The 16,188-nt window shown below is 69.2% G+C and carries 17 protein-coding genes and 1 pseudogene; 9 read left to right on the top strand and 9 right to left on the bottom strand.

Going from position 1 to position 16,188, the window contains the following annotated elements:
- Positions 1–136: 136 nt before the first annotated feature.
- The 6 genes from rarD to H0I39_RS09580 all read left to right on the top strand — a co-directional run bounded on the left by rarD (position 137) and on the right by H0I39_RS09580 (position 5,009).
- Complete coding sequence (rarD, locus tag H0I39_RS09605) at positions 137–1,024, top strand: EamA family transporter RarD (RefSeq protein ID WP_180550340.1); 888 nt, start codon at positions 137–139, stop codon at positions 1,022–1,024.
- Between the two features lie 21 nt (positions 1,025–1,045).
- The gene (locus H0I39_RS09600; RefSeq protein ID WP_180550339.1) at positions 1,046–1,570 is read left to right on the top strand and encodes a hypothetical protein; all 525 of its coding nucleotides are present in this window, start codon (positions 1,046–1,048) and stop codon (positions 1,568–1,570) included.
- Between the two features lie 5 nt (positions 1,571–1,575).
- Positions 1,576–2,658: a hypothetical protein gene (locus tag H0I39_RS09595; RefSeq protein WP_180550338.1), complete on the top strand. Its 1,083-nt coding sequence runs from the start codon at positions 1,576–1,578 to the stop codon at positions 2,656–2,658.
- Positions 2,556–3,497 carry a FecR family protein gene (locus H0I39_RS09590; protein WP_180550337.1) on the top strand — a complete coding sequence of 314 codons (942 nt, stop codon included), beginning with the start codon at positions 2,556–2,558 and terminating at the stop codon, positions 3,495–3,497. Before H0I39_RS09595 ends, H0I39_RS09590 begins: the two co-directional genes overlap by 103 nt.
- Before the next feature lie 152 nt (positions 3,498–3,649).
- Positions 3,650–4,147: a hypothetical protein gene (locus H0I39_RS09585; protein ID WP_180550336.1), complete on the top strand. Its 498-nt coding sequence runs from the start codon at positions 3,650–3,652 to the stop codon at positions 4,145–4,147.
- Between the two features lie 316 nt (positions 4,148–4,463).
- Positions 4,464–5,009, top strand: coding sequence for a ferritin-like domain-containing protein (locus H0I39_RS09580; protein WP_180550335.1), 546 nt, complete (start codon positions 4,464–4,466; stop codon positions 5,007–5,009).
- A gap of 348 nt (positions 5,010–5,357) precedes the next feature.
- Here the strand turns inward: H0I39_RS09580 and H0I39_RS09575 are convergent, their stop codons facing one another.
- The gene (locus tag H0I39_RS09575) at positions 5,358–5,978 is read right to left on the bottom strand and encodes a glutathione S-transferase N-terminal domain-containing protein (RefSeq protein ID WP_180551758.1); all 621 of its coding nucleotides are present in this window, start codon (positions 5,976–5,978) and stop codon (positions 5,358–5,360) included.
- 128 nt (positions 5,979–6,106) lie between these two features.
- On the opposite strand from H0I39_RS09575, the gene purB reads away from it, so the two are divergent.
- The 3 genes from purB to H0I39_RS09560 all read left to right on the top strand — a co-directional run bounded on the left by purB (position 6,107) and on the right by H0I39_RS09560 (position 8,763).
- Positions 6,107–7,513, top strand: a complete 1,407-nt coding sequence (gene purB / locus H0I39_RS09570; RefSeq protein WP_180550334.1) for an adenylosuccinate lyase — start codon at positions 6,107–6,109, stop codon at positions 7,511–7,513.
- A 142-nt stretch (positions 7,514–7,655) separates the two neighbouring features.
- A complete protein-coding gene (locus H0I39_RS09565; protein ID WP_180550333.1) occupies positions 7,656–8,168 on the top strand; it encodes a TIGR00645 family protein in 513 nt (170 codons plus the stop codon).
- A 34-nt stretch (positions 8,169–8,202) separates the two neighbouring features.
- Positions 8,203–8,763 (top strand): YaeQ family protein, encoded by a 561-nt coding sequence (locus H0I39_RS09560; protein ID WP_180550332.1) that lies wholly within the window; start codon positions 8,203–8,205, stop codon positions 8,761–8,763.
- A 58-nt stretch (positions 8,764–8,821) separates the two neighbouring features.
- Here H0I39_RS09560 and H0I39_RS09555 read toward each other — a convergent pair whose 3' ends face one another.
- The 8 genes and pseudogenes from H0I39_RS09555 to H0I39_RS09520 all read right to left on the bottom strand — a co-directional run bounded on the left by H0I39_RS09555 (position 8,822) and on the right by H0I39_RS09520 (position 16,182).
- Complete coding sequence (locus H0I39_RS09555) at positions 8,822–9,139, bottom strand: putative signal transducing protein (protein ID WP_180550331.1); 318 nt, start codon at positions 9,137–9,139, stop codon at positions 8,822–8,824.
- 94 nt (positions 9,140–9,233) lie between these two features.
- On the bottom strand, positions 9,234–9,398 hold the full coding sequence (locus H0I39_RS09550) for a hypothetical protein (RefSeq protein WP_180550330.1): 165 nt from the start codon (positions 9,396–9,398) through the stop codon (positions 9,234–9,236).
- 93 nt (positions 9,399–9,491) lie between these two features.
- Positions 9,492–10,742, bottom strand: a complete 1,251-nt coding sequence (locus tag H0I39_RS09545) for an MFS transporter (protein WP_180550329.1) — start codon at positions 10,740–10,742, stop codon at positions 9,492–9,494.
- Between the two features lie 247 nt (positions 10,743–10,989).
- Entirely contained in the window at positions 10,990–11,460 is a 471-nt protein-coding gene (locus H0I39_RS09540; protein WP_180550328.1) for an FKBP-type peptidyl-prolyl cis-trans isomerase, read from the bottom strand.
- 43 nt (positions 11,461–11,503) lie between these two features.
- Complete coding sequence (locus H0I39_RS09535; protein ID WP_180550327.1) at positions 11,504–12,514, bottom strand: patatin-like phospholipase family protein; 1,011 nt, start codon at positions 12,512–12,514, stop codon at positions 11,504–11,506.
- Positions 12,453–12,872 (bottom strand): type II toxin-antitoxin system VapC family toxin, encoded by a 420-nt coding sequence (locus tag H0I39_RS09530; protein ID WP_180550326.1) that lies wholly within the window; start codon positions 12,870–12,872, stop codon positions 12,453–12,455. The genes H0I39_RS09535 and H0I39_RS09530 overlap by 62 nt, the downstream gene beginning before the upstream one ends.
- Before the next feature lie 7 nt (positions 12,873–12,879).
- On the bottom strand, positions 12,880–13,161 hold the full coding sequence (locus H0I39_RS09525; protein WP_180550325.1) for a type II toxin-antitoxin system prevent-host-death family antitoxin: 282 nt from the start codon (positions 13,159–13,161) through the stop codon (positions 12,880–12,882).
- A 74-nt stretch (positions 13,162–13,235) separates the two neighbouring features.
- A pseudogene (locus H0I39_RS09520) lies at positions 13,236–16,182 on the bottom strand (DNA topoisomerase III).
- Positions 16,183–16,188 lie beyond the last annotated feature (6 nt).

Here is a 16,188-nt window from a genome sequence, read left to right as displayed (position 1 = left end):
GCATCGTTTACTATCTAAATAGTAGCTGTCAGCGCTTGTCCATCAAGCGCTGGAGGCCGATTTGGCTTGAAATCCGTTGGCACCACGCTGCAGGCAGCAACGTGAACGCGACGGCGCGCGCCGTCGCCCGTCTGCCATGAACAGCGGCGTCACGGCCGCCCTGCTGGCCTACGGGCTGTGGGGCCTGATGCCGCTGTACTTCCGCCTCATGGCGCCGGCCACCGCGATCGAGGTGGTGGCGCACCGCATCGTCTGGTCGCTGGCGCTGCTGCTGTTGTGGCTGGGTGTGCTCGGGCAGCTCGGTCCGCTGTGGCGGCGGCTCGACGCGCGCCTGCTGGCCCGCCTGGCGCTGGCGGCGCTGCTGGTCAGCATCAACTGGCTGACCTACGTCTGGGCGGTGACCCATGGCCGCACGCTGGACGCCAGCTTGGGCTACTTTCTGCTGCCGTTGTTCAACGTGGCGCTGGGCGTGTTGCTGCTGGGCGAACGGCTCACGCGCGGCGAATGGATCGGTGTGATGCTGGCAGCGCTGGGCGTGGGTTATCTGGCGCTGGTGTCGCCACGCCTGCCGTGGGTGGCGCTGGTGCTGGCCGCGTCCTTCGGCGTCTACGGCCTGGTCAAGAAGCAGACCGAGCTGCCCGCCGCCGAGGGCATGGCCCTCGAAACCGGACTGATCGCCCTGCCCGCGCTGGCCGTGCTGGGCTGGCTGGCCACGCGCGGGCAACTGGCGTTCGGCCAAGCCGGTGCGGGCACCGACGCCTTGCTCATCAGCACCGGCCTGATGACCACCGTGCCCCTGGTGGCCTTCGCCGTGGCGGCGCGCCGGCTCACGCTGGCGGCGCTGGGCATGCTGCAATACATTTCGCCCACGCTGCAGTTTCTGCTGGGCGTGTTCGTGCTGCACGAGCCGGTCGATGCGCAGCGGCTGGCCGGCTTCGCGGCCGTGTGGCTGGGGCTGCTGGTTTTCAGCGCCGGCGCCTATCGCCGCCACCGCACTCGCCTGCGTCACGCCAATGCGGCATGATGTAACGTAATGTCAGTCCACGTGCCCAACACCCTGGCCACCGCCCAGCCGCCTGCCCGGCGCTGGGCATGCGCCTTGCTGCTGGCCGGCGGGCTGGGCGCGGGGCCGGCGCTGGCCCAATCGGCGCCGGCGTGGGCCGAGGGCGAACAGCTGCTGTCCGCCGGCGATACCGCCGGCGCGTGCCGCCACCTGCTGGCGCTGGAGCCGCAATCGGCCGGCGATCCGGCGTTCGACGCGCTGCTGGCGCGCGCCGCCCTGGCCTGCGGCGATCCGCAACGCGCCGTGTACGCCCTGCGCCGCCTGGTGGTGGTGCAGCCGCGCCATGTGGCGCACTGGCAGCAACTGGCCTTGGCCGCTGCAGCCGCCGGCGATGCCCGCGGCGCCCGCGAGGCCCGCCAGCGCGCCCATGCCCTGCAGGCCGAGGCTCCGCTGCCGCAAAGCCACGGCGCACCCATCGCACCAGCACGGCGCCCGCCCGCAGCGGCTGGGCCTACGTGGAAGCCGCGCTGGGCCACGACAGCAACGTCAACAGCGCCACTCGCCTGACCGGCGTGGTGGTGCCCGCATACGGCTACGAGGTGCTGCCACTGGCGCCCGATGGCATCCGGCGCGGCGATGCCTACGCCATGCTGGGCGCCGGCGCGGGCGGGCCCTGGGCGGCCTATGGCTCGCTGCAGGGCAGCACCAGCCTGCATGCCGATCACAGCCGCCTGGACAGCAGCTGGCTGGCGGTGCAGGCCGGGCTGGCCTGGCAGGCCGGCGCGCACACGCTGAGCGCGGGCCTGCATGGCGAGCGCCACGGCCTGGGCGGCAGCCTGGGCAAGCAGGCGCTGCGCAGCACGCCGGGGCCGCTGCTGCAGTGGCGCGTCGCGCTGGGCGAGCGCAGTGCGTTCAGCCTGTCGCTCAAGCACGCGCGGGTGCACGAATTCACAGTGAACCGGCACGACCTGCGCCGCACCGTGGTGGGCGGTACTTTCGTGCATGAAGCACCGGCGATGGACCTCAAGGGCTTGACGAGCCTGTGGTGGATGCGTGATCGTCCGGTATCGGAAGCCATGGTGCACCTGGGGCGCAGCAGCGTGGGCGCACGGCTGGGCCTGGAGCAACTGGGCCGCAGTGTGGGCGGGTACGGCTGGGTGCAGCACCAGCGTCACCGGCACCGGGCAATCGACCCGCTGTTCCTGCGGCGCCGCCATGACCGGGTGTCCGACCTCACCCTGGGCGTGCGGCTGGCGCTGTCGTGTCACTGGTCGCTGCGCCCGCAGGTGAGCTGGATCCATGCCCGCTCGAACGTCGAGCTTTACCACTATCGCCGCACGCTGTTTCAGGTGACGGCATGCAGTTCTGAGCCATGCACACACCCACCCAGTTTCCAGGCGGCCGCTGCAGGCGCCTGTCATGGGCCGCGCTGGCCTGCGGCGCCGCACTGGCCACCGCAGCCCAGGCGCAGACCGCCGCGGCGCCCGTGGCCGATGGTCGCGCGGGTGTGTTCCTGTTCGCCCATGGCCCCGTCAGCGTGCAGGCCGGCGGCATGGCCAGCGCCGTGGTGCGCGGCACCGTGGTGCACGAGGGCGACGTGGTGGAGACCGGCCCCGGCGGCCGCGCCCAGCTGCGCATGGTCGACGGCGCCATGATCGACCTGGAGCCCGGCAGCACCCTGCGCCTGGCCGAATACCAGCTGGCCGCCCAGCCCGCCAACCACCGCAGCCTGCTGGAGCTGGTGCGTGGCGGCCTGCGCACGCTGAGCGGCGTGATCGGCCAGCAGGACCAGCCCGGCTACGAACTGCGCGTGCGCACCGTCACCATCGGCGTGCGCGGCACCGAATACCGCACCGAACTGCAGGGCGAGCAGGTGCTGCTCGACGTGCTGCAGGGCCGGGTGGCCCTGTGCAACCCGGCGGGCTGCGTCGACGTGGCGCGCGGCGAATCGGCGCGCGCGCCCCTGAGCGGCGCCTTGCCGGCGCGCACCGCGGCGGCCACCGTGCCCGGCGGCGCGGCCGCTGGCGCGGCAACCCCTGGCGCTGCGCTGCCGACCGTGCCGGGCGGCTCGACCCCGGGCCTCGGCGCGGTGCCGGTGCCGCGCGTCAGTGTCGACGGACAGCCGGTGCCCGTGACGCTGCTGCCAGCAACCCCAGCCGCGCCTGCCACGCCAGCGGGGCCATCCGGGCCAGCCGCACCGGCGTTGCCTGCGGCACCGGGCCAACCGGTGGCGCCCGCCGCGCCGGCCGATCCCGGCTCGCCCGCCACGCCGACCCCACCGGCTGGCCCTACACCGACCACGCCCGCCAGCCCAGGAGGGCCGGGCCAGCCGGCCACACCGGCACAGCCCGGTGGCCCCGGTACCGGCGCGACGCATGCCACACTGGCCAACCCGGGCGGTGCGGGGCAGCCGGCGACGCCCGCCACACCTGCCCAGCCCGGTGGCCCCGGCGTGCCGGCCACGCCCGCCAACCCGGCCCGCCCGGCGCGCTGAGCCGACGGCGGCCCCGCCGTGTCGGACAAGGCCGCGACTTGGTGGCCCGTCACAAGCTGGCCGTCGGGGCGCGATTACCATGGCCGATTCACCCCGGCGCGGGCCTGAACGGGCTGCGCCATGATCGTCCCGCTTCCAGAAAGGAATTCCCCATGGCCCTCTTCGACGTCCTGCAGCAGATTCTGAACAGCGCCAAGGCGCCCGAGCCGCAGCAGATCGACCAGATCACGCGCGAGGCCTCGCGCGATGAGCTCAAGAGCAGCGTGGGCGAGGCCCTGCGCTCCAAGGAGACGCCCCAGCTGTCGCAGATCGTGGCCGACATGTTCGAGCGCGCCTCGCCGCAGGACCGCGCCGACATCCTGAACACGCTGGTCGAAAAGCTCGGCCCCGGCGCGCTGGCCGGTGTGGCCGGCGGTGCGCTGGCCGGCCACGAAGGCCCCGACAGCCCGGTGGTCACGGTCGACAAGGCCACCACCATCACGCCCGAGCAGGTGCGCGATGTCGTCACCACCGCCCGCACGGCCGACGAGCCGGGCGTGTTCGACCGCGTGAGCGACTTCTACGCCCAGCACCCCGATCTGGTGAAGACGCTGGGCGCCGGCGCGCTGATGATCGCCCTGGCGCGCATGAAGAACAGCATGATGCGCTGAGCGCAGCTGGCCCGGCGCGGCCGGGCGCTCAGCGCCATTGTGGTGTCGTGCTGCGGAGAGCATACTCCCCGGTATGCTATAGGCCAGCGCAGTATTGACGGGCGCTGAAGGCGCATACTCCCTGTTTTTTATTGAGAAGGCCACATGCCGCCGGCATGCTGAAGCGCGCGCGGCCGCCGCATCGCGCCTCGTAGGACGGGGCTGACAGTGCGACGGCCTGATGGCCGCCAGCCGCGCTGAGCGCGGCGGCCTAAGCTGGCGGCTCAGCGCGTCGGTCCATCCGGCCGGCCGCGCCGCAACAGACACCGAGGACGCCATGAACGCATCTGCCGCCAAACGCCCCAGCACCCGCCTGGCCCTGGACGAAGCCGCGCTGAAGAAAGCCAAGTCCAGCCTGGACGATGGCGCCGTCACGCCGCACATCGATGGCCCCTGGGTCAAGGACATCATCAAGTTGCTGAACGACTCGCTGGCCACCGAGCTGGTGTGCGTGATGCGCTACAAGCGCCACTACTTCACCGCCAAGGGCATCAATTCGCCGGCCATTGCCGACGAGTTCCTGGTGCACGCCAACGAGGAAGCCGCGCACGCCGACCGCATTGCCGAGCGCATCGTGCAGCTGGGCGGCGAGCCCGACTACAACCCCGCCTCGCTGCTGGCGCGCAGCCACGCCGACTACGACGACTCGGCCGACCTCAAGGCCATGATCAAGGCCAACCTGATCGCCGAGCGCGTGGCCGTCGAGGCCTACAGCCAGATGATCGACCTGGTGGGCGACAAGGACCCGACCACGCGCCGCATGCTCGAGGAAATCCTGGCCGACGAGCAGGAACATGCCGACGAACTGGCCGACTGGATGTGACGGGCGTGGCGCGCAGCATCATCGTGCAGTGCACGCTCTGCGCAATACGTCACACCGGGTTCACACTTCTTTACCTCGAGGGGCTGTCGCCGTCGGAACTTACCCGGCAACATGCCCTCTCAATCAACGTGATGAGTGGGATTGAACCCGTTGATTGCATTACGCTGCCAAGCCTGACGGCCCAGCCGATTTGAAAACCTGAAGCGCACTTCCTCCTCCCTCCCTCCTCCTCCTTCGTTTCAGGCCGCTTCGGCAGCTTTTTATTCAGAACGCGCCGCCCGGGCTTCAGGCCCCGGCGGCGCTTCGCTTTGAAGGTGTCGGAAAGTGGCGCGGCAGCGGCCGCCTGCGTCAGGCCGGTGCCGTGTCGGCGAAGGTGGGGCGCTGCATCAGCTTGTCGTCCAGCAGCCGCGCCAGGTTGGGGTGGCGCTCGCGCCAGTCCAGTTCGGGAAAGCGGAAGTCCAGATAACTCAGCGCGCAGCCCACGGCGATGTCGGCCAGCGTGATGTGCACGGCGGGCGAGCACCAGGGCTTGTCGCCCAGGCCGCGGTCCATGGCGGCCAGGGCATCGTCCACCTTCTTCATCTGGCGCGCGATCCAGGCCTCGCTGCGCTCGCCCTCGGTGCGGCCGGGCCAGGTGCGCTCCAGCCGGGCCAGGATGGCGGCGTCCATCAGGCCGTCGGCCAGCGCCTCCCAGGTCTTCACCTCCACCCGCTCGCGGCCCGACGGCGGAATCAGCCGCCCCACGGGCGACAGCATGTCGAGATATTCCACGATCACGCGCGAATCGAACACCGCGTCCTGCCCGTCCATCACCAGGCAGGGCACCTTGCCCAGCGGGTTGGCGGCGGCGATCTGGGTGTCGTCGGCCCACACGTCCTCGGGCACGAAGCGGTAGTCCAGCTTCTTCTCGGCCAGCACCACGCGCACCTTGCGCACGTAGGGGCTGGTCACGGCACCGATCAATCGCATCGACATGGCTGAACTGCTTCGAAATGTGACAGGGTCGCGGCATTCTAGGCGAAGGCCAGCCCCGCGCCATTCGTTGCATGGGCGGTGGATCAAGGTCTCGTCAAGGGGCGGCTTCTACAATCCGGGGCATGGACCTGACCTCTCTCACCGCCGTTTCGCCGCTCGACGGCCGCTACGCCGCCAAGCTGGCGCCCCTCCGTCCCATCATGAGCGAGCTGGGCTACATGCAGCGCCGTGTGCAGGTGGAGCTGGCCTGGTTCATCGCCCTGTCGGATGCCGGTTTCGACGAATTCAAGCCGCTGTCGGGCGAAGCGCGCGCTTACCTCGCCGAACTGCTGCGCGACTTCTCCGAAGCCGATGGCGCCGCGATCAAGGCCATCGAGAAGACCACCAACCACGACGTGAAGGCGGTCGAATACTGGATCAAGGACAAGTTCGAGGGCCGGCCCGAGCTGCAGGCCGCCGCCGAGTTCGTGCACTTCGCCTGCACCAGCGAGGACATCAACAACACCAGCCACGCCCTGCAGCTGAAGGCGGGGCGCGACACGGTGCTGCTGCCGCAGCTGGATGCCGTCGTTGCCAAGCTGCGCGAGTTGGCGCACGCTTATGCTGCCGTGCCCATGTTGAGCCGCACCCACGGCCAGACGGCCAGCCCCACCACGGTGGGCAAGGAGCTGGCCAACGTGGTGGTGCGCCTGGCGTCCGCGCGCGATCGCATCGCCCAAGTCAAGCTGCTGGCCAAGATGAACGGCGCCGTGGGCAACTACAACGCACACCTAAGCGCCTGGCCCGACTTCGACTGGGAAGCCTTCAGCCGCCGCGTGGTCGAGGCGCCCGCCGCCGGCGAGCCCGGATCGAACGCGGCCAAGCCGGGCCTGGGCCTCACCTTCCAGCCCTACAGCATCCAGATCGAGCCGCACGACTACATGGCCGAGCTGTTCGACGCGGTGGCCAGAGCCAACACCATCCTGATCGACCTGGCGCGCGACGTGTGGGGCTACATCAGCGTCGGCTACTTCAAGCAGAAGACCAAGGCGGGCGAGATCGGCTCGTCCACCATGCCGCACAAGGTCAATCCCATCGACTTCGAGAACGCCGAGGGCAACCTGGGCCTGGCCAATGCCGTGTTGCGCCATTTGAGCGAGAAGCTGCCCATCAGCCGCTGGCAGCGCGACCTGACCGACAGCACCGTGTTGCGCAACATGGGCGTGGCGCTGGGCTACGCGGTGCTGGCCTACCAGTCGCTGATGACCGGCCTGAGCAAGCTGGAGCTGAACGAGGCGGCGTTGGCCGCCGACCTCGACGCCTCGTGGGAAGTGCTGGCCGAGCCGATCCAGACCGTGATGCGCCGCTTCGGCGTGCCGGGTGCGTACGAGAAGCTGAAAGACGTCACCCGCGGCCAGGCCGTGACGCGCGAGGCGCTGCACGGCCTGATCCGCGGGCTGGACATTCCGCAGCCCGAGAAAGACCGCCTGCTGGCGCTCACGCCCAGCGGCTACATTGGTAAGGCGGCCGATCTGGCGCGGCGGGTCTAGGAATCTTCGACCATCCCGCCGGAAGCCAGAAAACGTGATATTCGCTCTGCACACTGCGGTGTGCTGATCGGAGCGGCAGTGACCGAGATCCCATCGGCGCACCGCGCAGCCCTCTGCCATTTGATCTTGCAATGCCCATCCCATGAAATCTTTTGAACAGCGTCTCGAGCGATTCATGTTCGCCAGCCGATGGTTGCTGGCGCCGTTTTATGTCGGGCTGGTGGGCGCCATCGCCATCCTGCTGTTCAAGTTCATCAAAGAGTTCGTCATGCTGCTGCCCCAGGTGGCGACGCTCGATGGCGGGCAGATCATGGTGAGTGTGTTGACGCTGGTGGATGTGGCGCTGGTGGCCAATCTGCTGCTGATCATCGTTTTTGCGGGCTACGAGAACTTCGTTTCAAAAATCAACACGGAAGACAGCGAAGACCGGCCCGAATGGATGGGGCACGTCACCTTTTCCGATTTGAAGATCAAGCTGATCGGCTCCATCGTCGCGATTTCCGGCATCGAACTGCTCAAGGCTTTTGTCAACGTCGAAAGCTACACCGACAAGCAGCTGGCCTGGAAAGTCGGCTTGCACTTGACCTTCGTGCTGTCCGGCGTGTTGTTCGCCTTCATGGACCGCCTGACCGCCGGAAAACCCAACGGCCATTGAGGCACCCCAGCAGCCCCGCTCGCAGCCGCTCCCGATGGCCCTCAAATCTACGGTCTTCAAGGCCGACGTGCAGCTCGCCGACATCGACCACGGCTGCTACACCGATCTGCCCCTTACGCTGGCGCGCCACCCCAGCGAGACCGACGAACGCATGATGGTGCGCCTGGCCGCGCTGGCACTGAATGCCCACCAGGTGCAGGATGTGTGCGGCGGCGACGCGCGCATCGGCTTTGGCGCGGGCCTCTCCAGCCCTGACGAGCCCGATGTGCAGCTGGTCGATTTCACCGGCCGCACCCGCCTGTGGATCGAAGTCGGCCAGCCCGACGACAAGCCGCTGGCCAAGGCGTGCAGCAAAGCCGATGCGGTGATCGTCTACGCCTTCGGCCCGGCGGCCGATGTGTGGTGGCGCGGCATCGAAGGCAAGCTGGCGCGGCTGGACAAGCTGCAAGTCTGGCGCTTGCCCGCCGCCGACGCACAAGCGCTGGCGGCGCTGGCCGAGCGCGGCATGGCCTTGCAAGCAACGCTGCAAGAGGGCGTGCTGACCCTGTCCAGCGCACGCGGCAGCGTCAGCACCGAGCCGCTGCGCTGGAAGTAAGCGCCCTCACGATTTTGGTCAAATCGGCCCGCAGCGCTTGCTGGACAAGCGCTGACAGCTACGAATTCAATAGTGATGGCATCAACGCCCCGCACGCCCAGCACTGCTCGAAGCCGCCCTCAATCTGCTCGCCGCAGGCCGCGCATTGCCAGCGGCGTTGCGGCACCTGCGCCAGTTCGGCCAGCAGCGCGCGCGCGGCGGCGTGGTGTTCGTCGTGGCGCACCCACAGCTCGGGCAGGCATTGGTCGGGCGGCAGCTCGCCGGCCACGCTGGACAGAAAGCGCCGCTCCACCGTCGTCGGGTAACCGGCCTCGCACAGCAGATCGGCCCAGATCTGCGCGATGGCGGCGTTGGGGGCGTGGATCAGACGGCGCATGTGGCGGTGAGGCGAGCGGGCAGAAAATCGGCTCTGGCGCTTATCTGGCTTGCGCAAGCAGCTATCAAAAATCAAGTGACCAGCCTCGGCAGGCTTATTTGCGCACGCGCCCCACACCCACATCTGCGGTGCCGTAAACGGTGACGCCCGATGTGGCGCCAGCGGTGTCGGGGTTGTGCGGCGTGGCACCGCAGCCGGCGAGCGTCAGCGCGGCGGCCAGCAGGCCGGCGCAGGCGATGAATGGGCGGATGAATCGCATGGCGGGTACTCCTTCAGTGTGCGGCCAGTATGCCCGCTGGCCGCCGCGCGCGGCGCCGGCGTGCCGGGCAATCGTGACCAGACGTGAGGGCCGTCAATCCGCAGCCGGCGCCCGCGGCAGCTTCCAGAACGCCAGCGTGCCCATCAGCACCACCGCGCTCATGGTCAGCAGCGCGGCGGTGAAGGGTTCGACACCGAAGCGCGGCGCCAGGCTGGCGGCCAGGCCGCTGGCCCACTGCATCAGCGCAATGCCCAGGAACATCGCCATGGTGAACAGCGACAGCGCCCGGCCGCGCACGTGCTCGGGGTAGGCTTCGCGCACGTAGCCGTACTGCAGCACGCCGTAGCCCGACAGCGCGCCGTAGCCAATGGCCAGCAACACGTCGGCCCAGGCCACGTGGATCAGGCCCATCGCCCCCAGCATCAGCACGGCCACGACGGCAAAGCCCAGCAGCCAGCGCACGCGCTGCGCGCCACCGGGGTCGATGCGGCCAAAGATGGCCGGGCTGGCCATGCTGGCCAGCGTCATCACAAAGGCCACGTTGCCGCTTTGCACCAGGCTGAAGCCGTGGCGCTCCACCAGCAGCGGCCCCAGCCACAGCCCGCGCAGGGTGATGAAGCCCGCGTACGCCACCGCCGCGTAGGCCACCAGACCGGCCGTGTGCGGCAGGGCGAACAGGCGCAGCAGATCGCGCAGCGCCGCCAGCACGCTCTGGCGCTCAGTCGCCGGCTGTGCGGCGCTGCTGCCGCGCGGCGCGCGCACCAGCCACCACATCGCCAGCCACGACGCGGCCGAAGCCACCGCCAGCACGCCGAAGCCCCAGCGCCAGTGGCTGACCTCGATCAGCCAGGCCAGCGGCGTGGCCGTGGCCAGCACGCCCAGGCCGCTGATGCTCATGATCAGCCCCGATGTGGAGGTGAAGTGCTGGGGTACGAAGTACTTGGCGATGAACACCGTGCACACCAGGAAGGCCGGCGCGCAGCCGGTGCCGATCAGCATCTGGCCGATCAGCAGCACCGTGTAATTGGGCGCCACGGCCGACACCGCGGCGCCCAGCACCGCCATGGGAAACGCGGCGAGGATGGTGCGGCGGATGCCGAACAGGTCGATCGACACGCCCATCACCAGCTGCATGATGCCGAACGAGAAGTGGTACGCCGCCGCCCACAGCCCCAGTTGCTGCGGCGACAGGTGCAGCTCGCCCGCCAGCGGCGGCCCCATGATGGCCGCCACGGTGCGGAACGACTGGCTGAGCGTGAAGCCGCTGGCCAGCGCCAGCAGAATGGCCCAGGCCACGCGCGGTGGCAAAAGAGGGTTGGCGGGCGGGGGCGCGGCGCTGGACATGGCGGCGCGAAGCCTAGCGCAAACGGGGCAGGCACGCAGTCGCGCAAGCGGCTGATAGGGTATGTCGCTGTTTCACCCCACGCCGGCGCAAGCCCATGGGCGCTGCTTCACGGGGACCACGGCTGAAAACTTCCTTGTCATTCCGGCTTGCCCCGGCGGACGGGGGATCTCAAGAGGTTAGAAGCCAAATCGGGCTTCAGCGCCCGTCTGGCAAGCGCTGAGGGCTATTTAAAATGTAGCGAAATCATCAATGCTGGTGCCCATGCGCACCATGCACATGCCCGTGGGCAATCTCCTCGGCCGTGGCGGCGCGCACGGCCGTCACCGTGGCGGCAAAGCGCATCGCCTGCCCGGCCAGCGCGTGGTTGCCGTCCAGGTGCACCTCGGGGCCCTTGATCTTGACCACGTTGTAGACCACCGGCGTACCCTGCGGCCCCGCGCCCTGCAGCTGGCCGCCCACCTTCACGCCGGGCGGGAATTCGCTCTTGGGGATGGTGCGCACCAGCGCCTCGTCGCGCTCGCCGAAGGCCTCGGCAGCGGTCAGGTCGAGGCTGACGCTGTGGCCCACGCCCTGGCCGTCCAGCGCCGCCTCCACCTTGTCGAACAGGTTGCCGTAGCCGCCGTGCAGGTAGGCGGTGGTGCCGCTGTCCAACGGCTTGCCTTGCGGTGAAGTCATGCGGTAGGCGATGGTGACGGCGGTGTCCTTGGTGATGTTCATGGGATGCGTCTGATTCGGGTGAATGGGCGGGAGTTTGACAGCATCACGCCGCATCCGGCGCCAGCGGCGGGCACAGGCCGCGCGCGCGCAGCAGCGGCAGCACCTCGGCGGCGGCGGCGCGGCCGGCGTCGATGGCCTCGGCCGCGCGGTGGAAGTCCAGCAGCCCCAGGTGCGCCAGGCGCGGCGCGATCGTCGTCTCGGGCGGGTCGCCCGCCATGCGGCTGCGCGTGATGCGCACCTGCATCACGTGGATGCTGCTGGCCAGCACGTCGAGCACCGAGGGCAGGCCGCGCGGCGCCGTGGCCGGCGCGGGTTCGGCAGCTGGGGCGTCGGCCGGCGGCTCGGCGCCATGCGGCATCAGCGCGCTCATGCGGTTCTGCAGCGACTGCATCCACGGCGCGCGCGGCGCCGGCGCAGGCTCGGCGCGCAGCAGGCGGCCGGCAATGTCGGCGTTCAGGTCGACGGCGATCACCACCTCGGCGCCCAGCGCGCGCGCCAGCGACACCGGCACCGGGTTCACCAACCCGCCGTCCACCAGCAGCCGGTCGTCCTGCCACACGGGCGTGAACAGCCCAGGCAGCGCGAACGAGGCGCGCACCGCATCGGCCACCGAGCCCTCGCGCAGCCACACCTCGTCGCCCGTGCGCAGGGCCGTGGCCACGGCGCCAAAGCGCAGCGGCAGCGATTCGATGGCCGGATCGGCAAAGTGGTTGCGGAAAAACGCCACCAGCTTCTCGCCCTTGAGCATGCCGCCGCCCAGCCCGAAATCCATGAACGACCACACGGCGCGGGCACTGAGGCGCCGCACCCATTCCTCGAAGCGGTCCAGCTCACCCGCCGCATACGCCGCGCCCACGATGGCGCCCACCGACGCGCCGGCCACGATGTCGGGCTTGAGCCCCGCCTCGGCCAGCGCCCGCAGCACCCCGATGTGCGCCCAGCCGCGCGCCGAGCCGCTGCCGAGGGCGAGGCCGATCAGGGGCGGCGCGGCGTCACGCGTTGAAATCCCAAGGGTTGAGCAGCCGCACGCCGGTGCCGGTGAAGTCACCGACATTGCGCGTGACGACCGTAAAGCCATGCTCCAGCGCCGTGGCGGCGATCATGGCGTCGCGAAATGATCGCGGATCAGGCACGTGCAGCGCGGCGCAGAACGGTGTGGTGAATTCGGTGAAAGGCAGAACGCGGCCGGTGAACTGCGCCAGGACCAGCTGGCGCCAGGTGCGCAGCACGATGGCCTGCGCCGGGTCCCTGCGCGCCAGGCGTAACTCGCCCATCTCCAGTTCGAACTTGGTGACCACGGACAGGAACAGGCTTTGCGGCAGCGCGGTGCCGGCCCAGGCCAGCACGGCAGGATCCGGGCGAGGCTTGCCCTCCCGCAGTTCCGAGATGACGTTGGTGTCGATCAGGTACACGTGCGGCTCAATCGGCGTCGAAATCGAACGGTTTCGCGACGTCGTCCAACTTGGGCGGCTCGAACTCGAAATCGCCGCCAGGGATGGATTGCATGACTTCGAGCAAGGTGCGCGGTTGGCTGCCACCCCGAAGCCGGTGGTACTCCTCGATGCTGAGCAGCGCATACGCCGGCTCACCACGGTCGGTGATGAACACCGGGCCGTTGGCGGCTGCGCGCTTGGCTGCCGCCACGTCGCGGGTGAACTCGCGGCTGGTGTAGGTGGTGATGGGGGCGGGATGGGCGCTCATGGGCAGCTCCACATGGGACGGAATGAATGCTTGTATGTTAGAGCATTCATCGCCGCCGGACAACCGCGCGCTCCTCAGCTCAGGTGCCCGCCCACCAGCCCCGCCAGCTTGAACATGCCCACGCTGTCGGCGCCGAACACGGGCTTGAGCTTGTCGTCGGCCAGGATGGTGCGCTTGTCGTTCGGGTCCTGCAGGTTGTTCGCCTTGATGTAGTCCCACAGCTTCTTCATCACCTCGCCGCGGCCGAAGGGGCCGGGGCCGATGACGGCGGCCAGCGCGGGGCTGGGCTGCAGGTTGCCGGCGCGCGGGGTCTTTTCGGTCTTGGCGGCGGTTTTCTTGGTCGGTGCCTTTTTGGCAGCTTTTTGGCTGCAGCGCCCGCCCCTTCAGCGCGGGCAGCTCCTGATTTGGAAGCGGTCTTGGCCGGTGCGGCGGCGGTCTTGCGCGGCGGGTACTTGCGGCCGCCTTCGCGCGGCTCGAACTCGAACACCACCTTGCCCTCGTCGGGGCTCCAGGCCAGGCGCGCCTTGAAGGGGCGGCGCGTGCGCATGCTGACGAACTTGTCGAGCAGGTCGGTCTTGCCCTCGTTCAGCAGCTTGGCCATCTGCTCGGGCTCCACCGGCTGCTGCAGGATGACCTGGCCGCTCTTGAAGTCGCAGCTGGGCGCGGGGTGCTCGTGCGAGGGCACGCTGCGGGTGCAGACGTAGCTCTTGCCGAAGGCCTTCACCGGGTTGCCGCACTTGGGGCAAGGGCCGACGCTGGGTTCCGCCGACAGGTCGACGATCTCGCCGGTCTGCTCGGCCTTGGCGTCGTCGCCGAAGTCGAATTCGAGCTTGTAGTTGCCGCTTTCCTCGTCGCGCACCAGCGCCAGCTCGGCCACGAAGGGCCAGCCGGCCTTGCTGCGAAAGCCTTCCAGCGGGCCGATCTTGTGGTTGCTCAAAAGGCTTCGGCCTCCTCGACGGCGAACGTGCGGCCGGCGGGCGTCTTGGTGAACGAGAAGCCGCAGCCTTCGCCCGCGCCGCTGGCGCCGGTGCAGGCATAGCGGCGGTAGTTCTCTTGCACCACGCCGCCGCAGTTCGGGCAGGGCGTTTGCAGTGTGGCGTAGTCGCCGGGCACGGTGTCGCGGTCGTATTCCTTGGCCTTCAGCACGATGCGCTCGGTCATCGCCGCGATCTCGCGCATGAAGGCTTCGCGCGAGAGCTGGCCTTTTTCCATCTGCGCCAGCTTGTATTCCCAGTCGCCGGTCAGCGCCGGCTTGCTGAGTTCTTCCACTTGGAGCCCGCGCAGCAGCGTCATCAGCTGGAAGGCCTTGGCGGTGGGGATCAGCTCGCGCCCCTCGCGCAGCATGTATTTCTCGCCGATCAGGCCTTCGATGATGGCGGCGCGCGTGGCGGGCGTGCCCAGGCCTTTTTCCTGCATGGCCTCGCGCAGCTCGTCGTCCTCGATCCACTTGCCCGCGCCTTCCATGGCGCCGAGCAGCGTGGCTTCGGAATAGCGGGCGGGCGGGCGGGTCTGCAACGCCTTGGGCTCGACGTGTTCGTTGCGCACCATCTCGCCCGGCTTCACCGGCACCAGCGACTTTGACTGCTCGCCTTCCTTCTTCTCCATTTCGGCGTCGGCTTCCTTGCCGTAGATGGCCAGCCAGCCGGGCCGCACCAGCACCTTGCCGTTGCTCTGGAAGTTGTAGCTTTGGCCCTCGTGCGACGCAGTCGTGATGCGCGTCGTCACCTGGTATTCGGCGCTGGGGTAGAACACCGCCATGAAGCGGCGCACCACCAGGTCGTACAGCTTCTGCTCCGCTTCCGATAGCGCGCCGGGCGCCTCCAGCGTGGGAATGATGGCGAAGTGGTCCGACACCTTGCTGTTGTCGAAGATGCGCTTGCTGGGCTTGACGTAGCCGTCATCCAGCGCCTTCTTCGCGTGCGGTGCCAGATGCCGCTGGCCGCTGGTGGCCAGCATTTCGAAGGTCTTGCGCGCCACGGCCAGGTAGTCCTCGGGCAGCCAGCGCGAATCGGTACGCGGGTAGGTCAGCGCCTTGTGCCGCTCGTACAGGCTTTGCGCCAGCGCCAGCGTGGTCTTGGCGCTGAAGCCGAACTTGCCGTTGGCCTCGCGCTGCAGCGATGTGAGGTCGAACAGCAGCGGGCTGGCCTGCGTGCTGGGCTTGCTCTCCTCGGTGACGCTGCAGGCCTTGCCGCGCACGGCGTCGGCAATGGCCTGCGCGGTGTGGGCGTCCCACACCCGGTCGGCGCGCTTGTCGGCATCGCCCGCGTCCTTCTTCCAGGCCGGGTCGAACCACTTGCCGGCGTACTCGCCCGCCTCAGCCAGGAAGGTGGCGTGAATCTCCCAGTAGTCGCGCGCCACGTGCCGGCGGATCTGCTCCTCGCGCTCGACCACCACGGCCAGCGTGGGGGTCTGCACGCGGCCCACGGTGGTCAAGAAGAACCCGCCGTCGCGCGAGTTGAAGGCCGTCATGGCCCGCGTGCCGTTGATGCCGACCAGCCAGTCGGCCTCGCTGCGGCTGCGCGCGGCGTCGTGCAGGCCCTGCATCTGGGCGTCGGTGCGCAGGTTGTCGAAGCCGTCGCGGATGGCCTGCGGCGTCATGCTCTGCAGCCACAGGCGCTGCACCGGCTTGCCCAGCGGTTTGCCGCCGCCGGCGTACTGCTCGATCAGGCGGAAGATCAGCTCGCCCTCGCGCCCCGCGTCGCAGGCGTTGATGAGCGCGCCCACGTCCTTGCGCCTGGCCTGCCGCACCACGGCGTTCAGGCGCGTCTTGGTCTTGTCCACCGGCTTCAGCTCGAAGTGCGGCGGAATCACCGGCAGGTGGGCAAAGCTCCACTTGCCGCGCTTGACGTCGTACTGCTCGGGCGCCTGGATCTCCACCAGGTGGCCGACGGCGCTGGTGACGACGTAGCGCTCGTTCTCGAAATGCTCGTCGTGCTTGTCGAACTTGCCGGCAACGGGCGTGAGGGCGCGCACGATGTCTTGCGCGACCGATGGTTTCTCTGCGATGACCAGTGTTTTCATGTGGCT

The organism is Ottowia beijingensis, assembly GCF_013423955.1.
Classification (GTDB): Bacteria; Pseudomonadota; Gammaproteobacteria; order Burkholderiales; family Burkholderiaceae_C; genus Ottowia; species Ottowia beijingensis.
This window is presented reverse-complemented; position numbering and strand designations above follow the sequence as displayed.

Bases quoted from the DNA above. Each gene is read 5' to 3' on its own strand.
- rarD (WP_180550340.1), top strand. From the start codon at position 137: ATGAACAGCGGCGTCACGGCCGCCCTGCTGGCCTACGGGCTGTGGGGC.
- H0I39_RS09590 (WP_180550337.1), top strand. From the start codon at position 2,556: ATGGCCAGCGCCGTGGTGCGCGGCACCGTGGTGCACGAGGGCGACGTG.
- H0I39_RS09585 (WP_180550336.1), top strand. From the start codon at position 3,650: ATGGCCCTCTTCGACGTCCTGCAGCAGATTCTGAACAGCGCCAAGGCG.
- H0I39_RS09580 (WP_180550335.1), top strand. From the start codon at position 4,464: ATGAACGCATCTGCCGCCAAACGCCCCAGCACCCGCCTGGCCCTGGAC.
- H0I39_RS09575 (WP_180551758.1), bottom strand. From the start codon at position 5,978: ATGCGATTGATCGGTGCCGTGACCAGCCCCTACGTGCGCAAGGTGCGC.
- purB (WP_180550334.1), top strand. From the start codon at position 6,107: ATGGACCTGACCTCTCTCACCGCCGTTTCGCCGCTCGACGGCCGCTAC.
- H0I39_RS09565 (WP_180550333.1), top strand. From the start codon at position 7,656: ATGAAATCTTTTGAACAGCGTCTCGAGCGATTCATGTTCGCCAGCCGA.
- H0I39_RS09560 (WP_180550332.1), top strand. From the start codon at position 8,203: ATGGCCCTCAAATCTACGGTCTTCAAGGCCGACGTGCAGCTCGCCGAC.
- H0I39_RS09555 (WP_180550331.1), bottom strand. From the start codon at position 9,139: ATGCGCCGTCTGATCCACGCCCCCAACGCCGCCATCGCGCAGATCTGG.
- H0I39_RS09550 (WP_180550330.1), bottom strand. From the start codon at position 9,398: ATGCGATTCATCCGCCCATTCATCGCCTGCGCCGGCCTGCTGGCCGCC.
- H0I39_RS09545 (WP_180550329.1), bottom strand. From the start codon at position 10,742: ATGTCCAGCGCCGCGCCCCCGCCCGCCAACCCTCTTTTGCCACCGCGC.
- H0I39_RS09540 (WP_180550328.1), bottom strand. From the start codon at position 11,460: ATGAACATCACCAAGGACACCGCCGTCACCATCGCCTACCGCATGACT.
- H0I39_RS09535 (WP_180550327.1), bottom strand. From the start codon at position 12,514: ATGTCGGTGACTTCACCGGCACCGGCGTGCGGCTGCTCAACCCTTGGG.
- H0I39_RS09525 (WP_180550325.1), bottom strand. From the start codon at position 13,161: ATGAGCGCCCATCCCGCCCCCATCACCACCTACACCAGCCGCGAGTTC.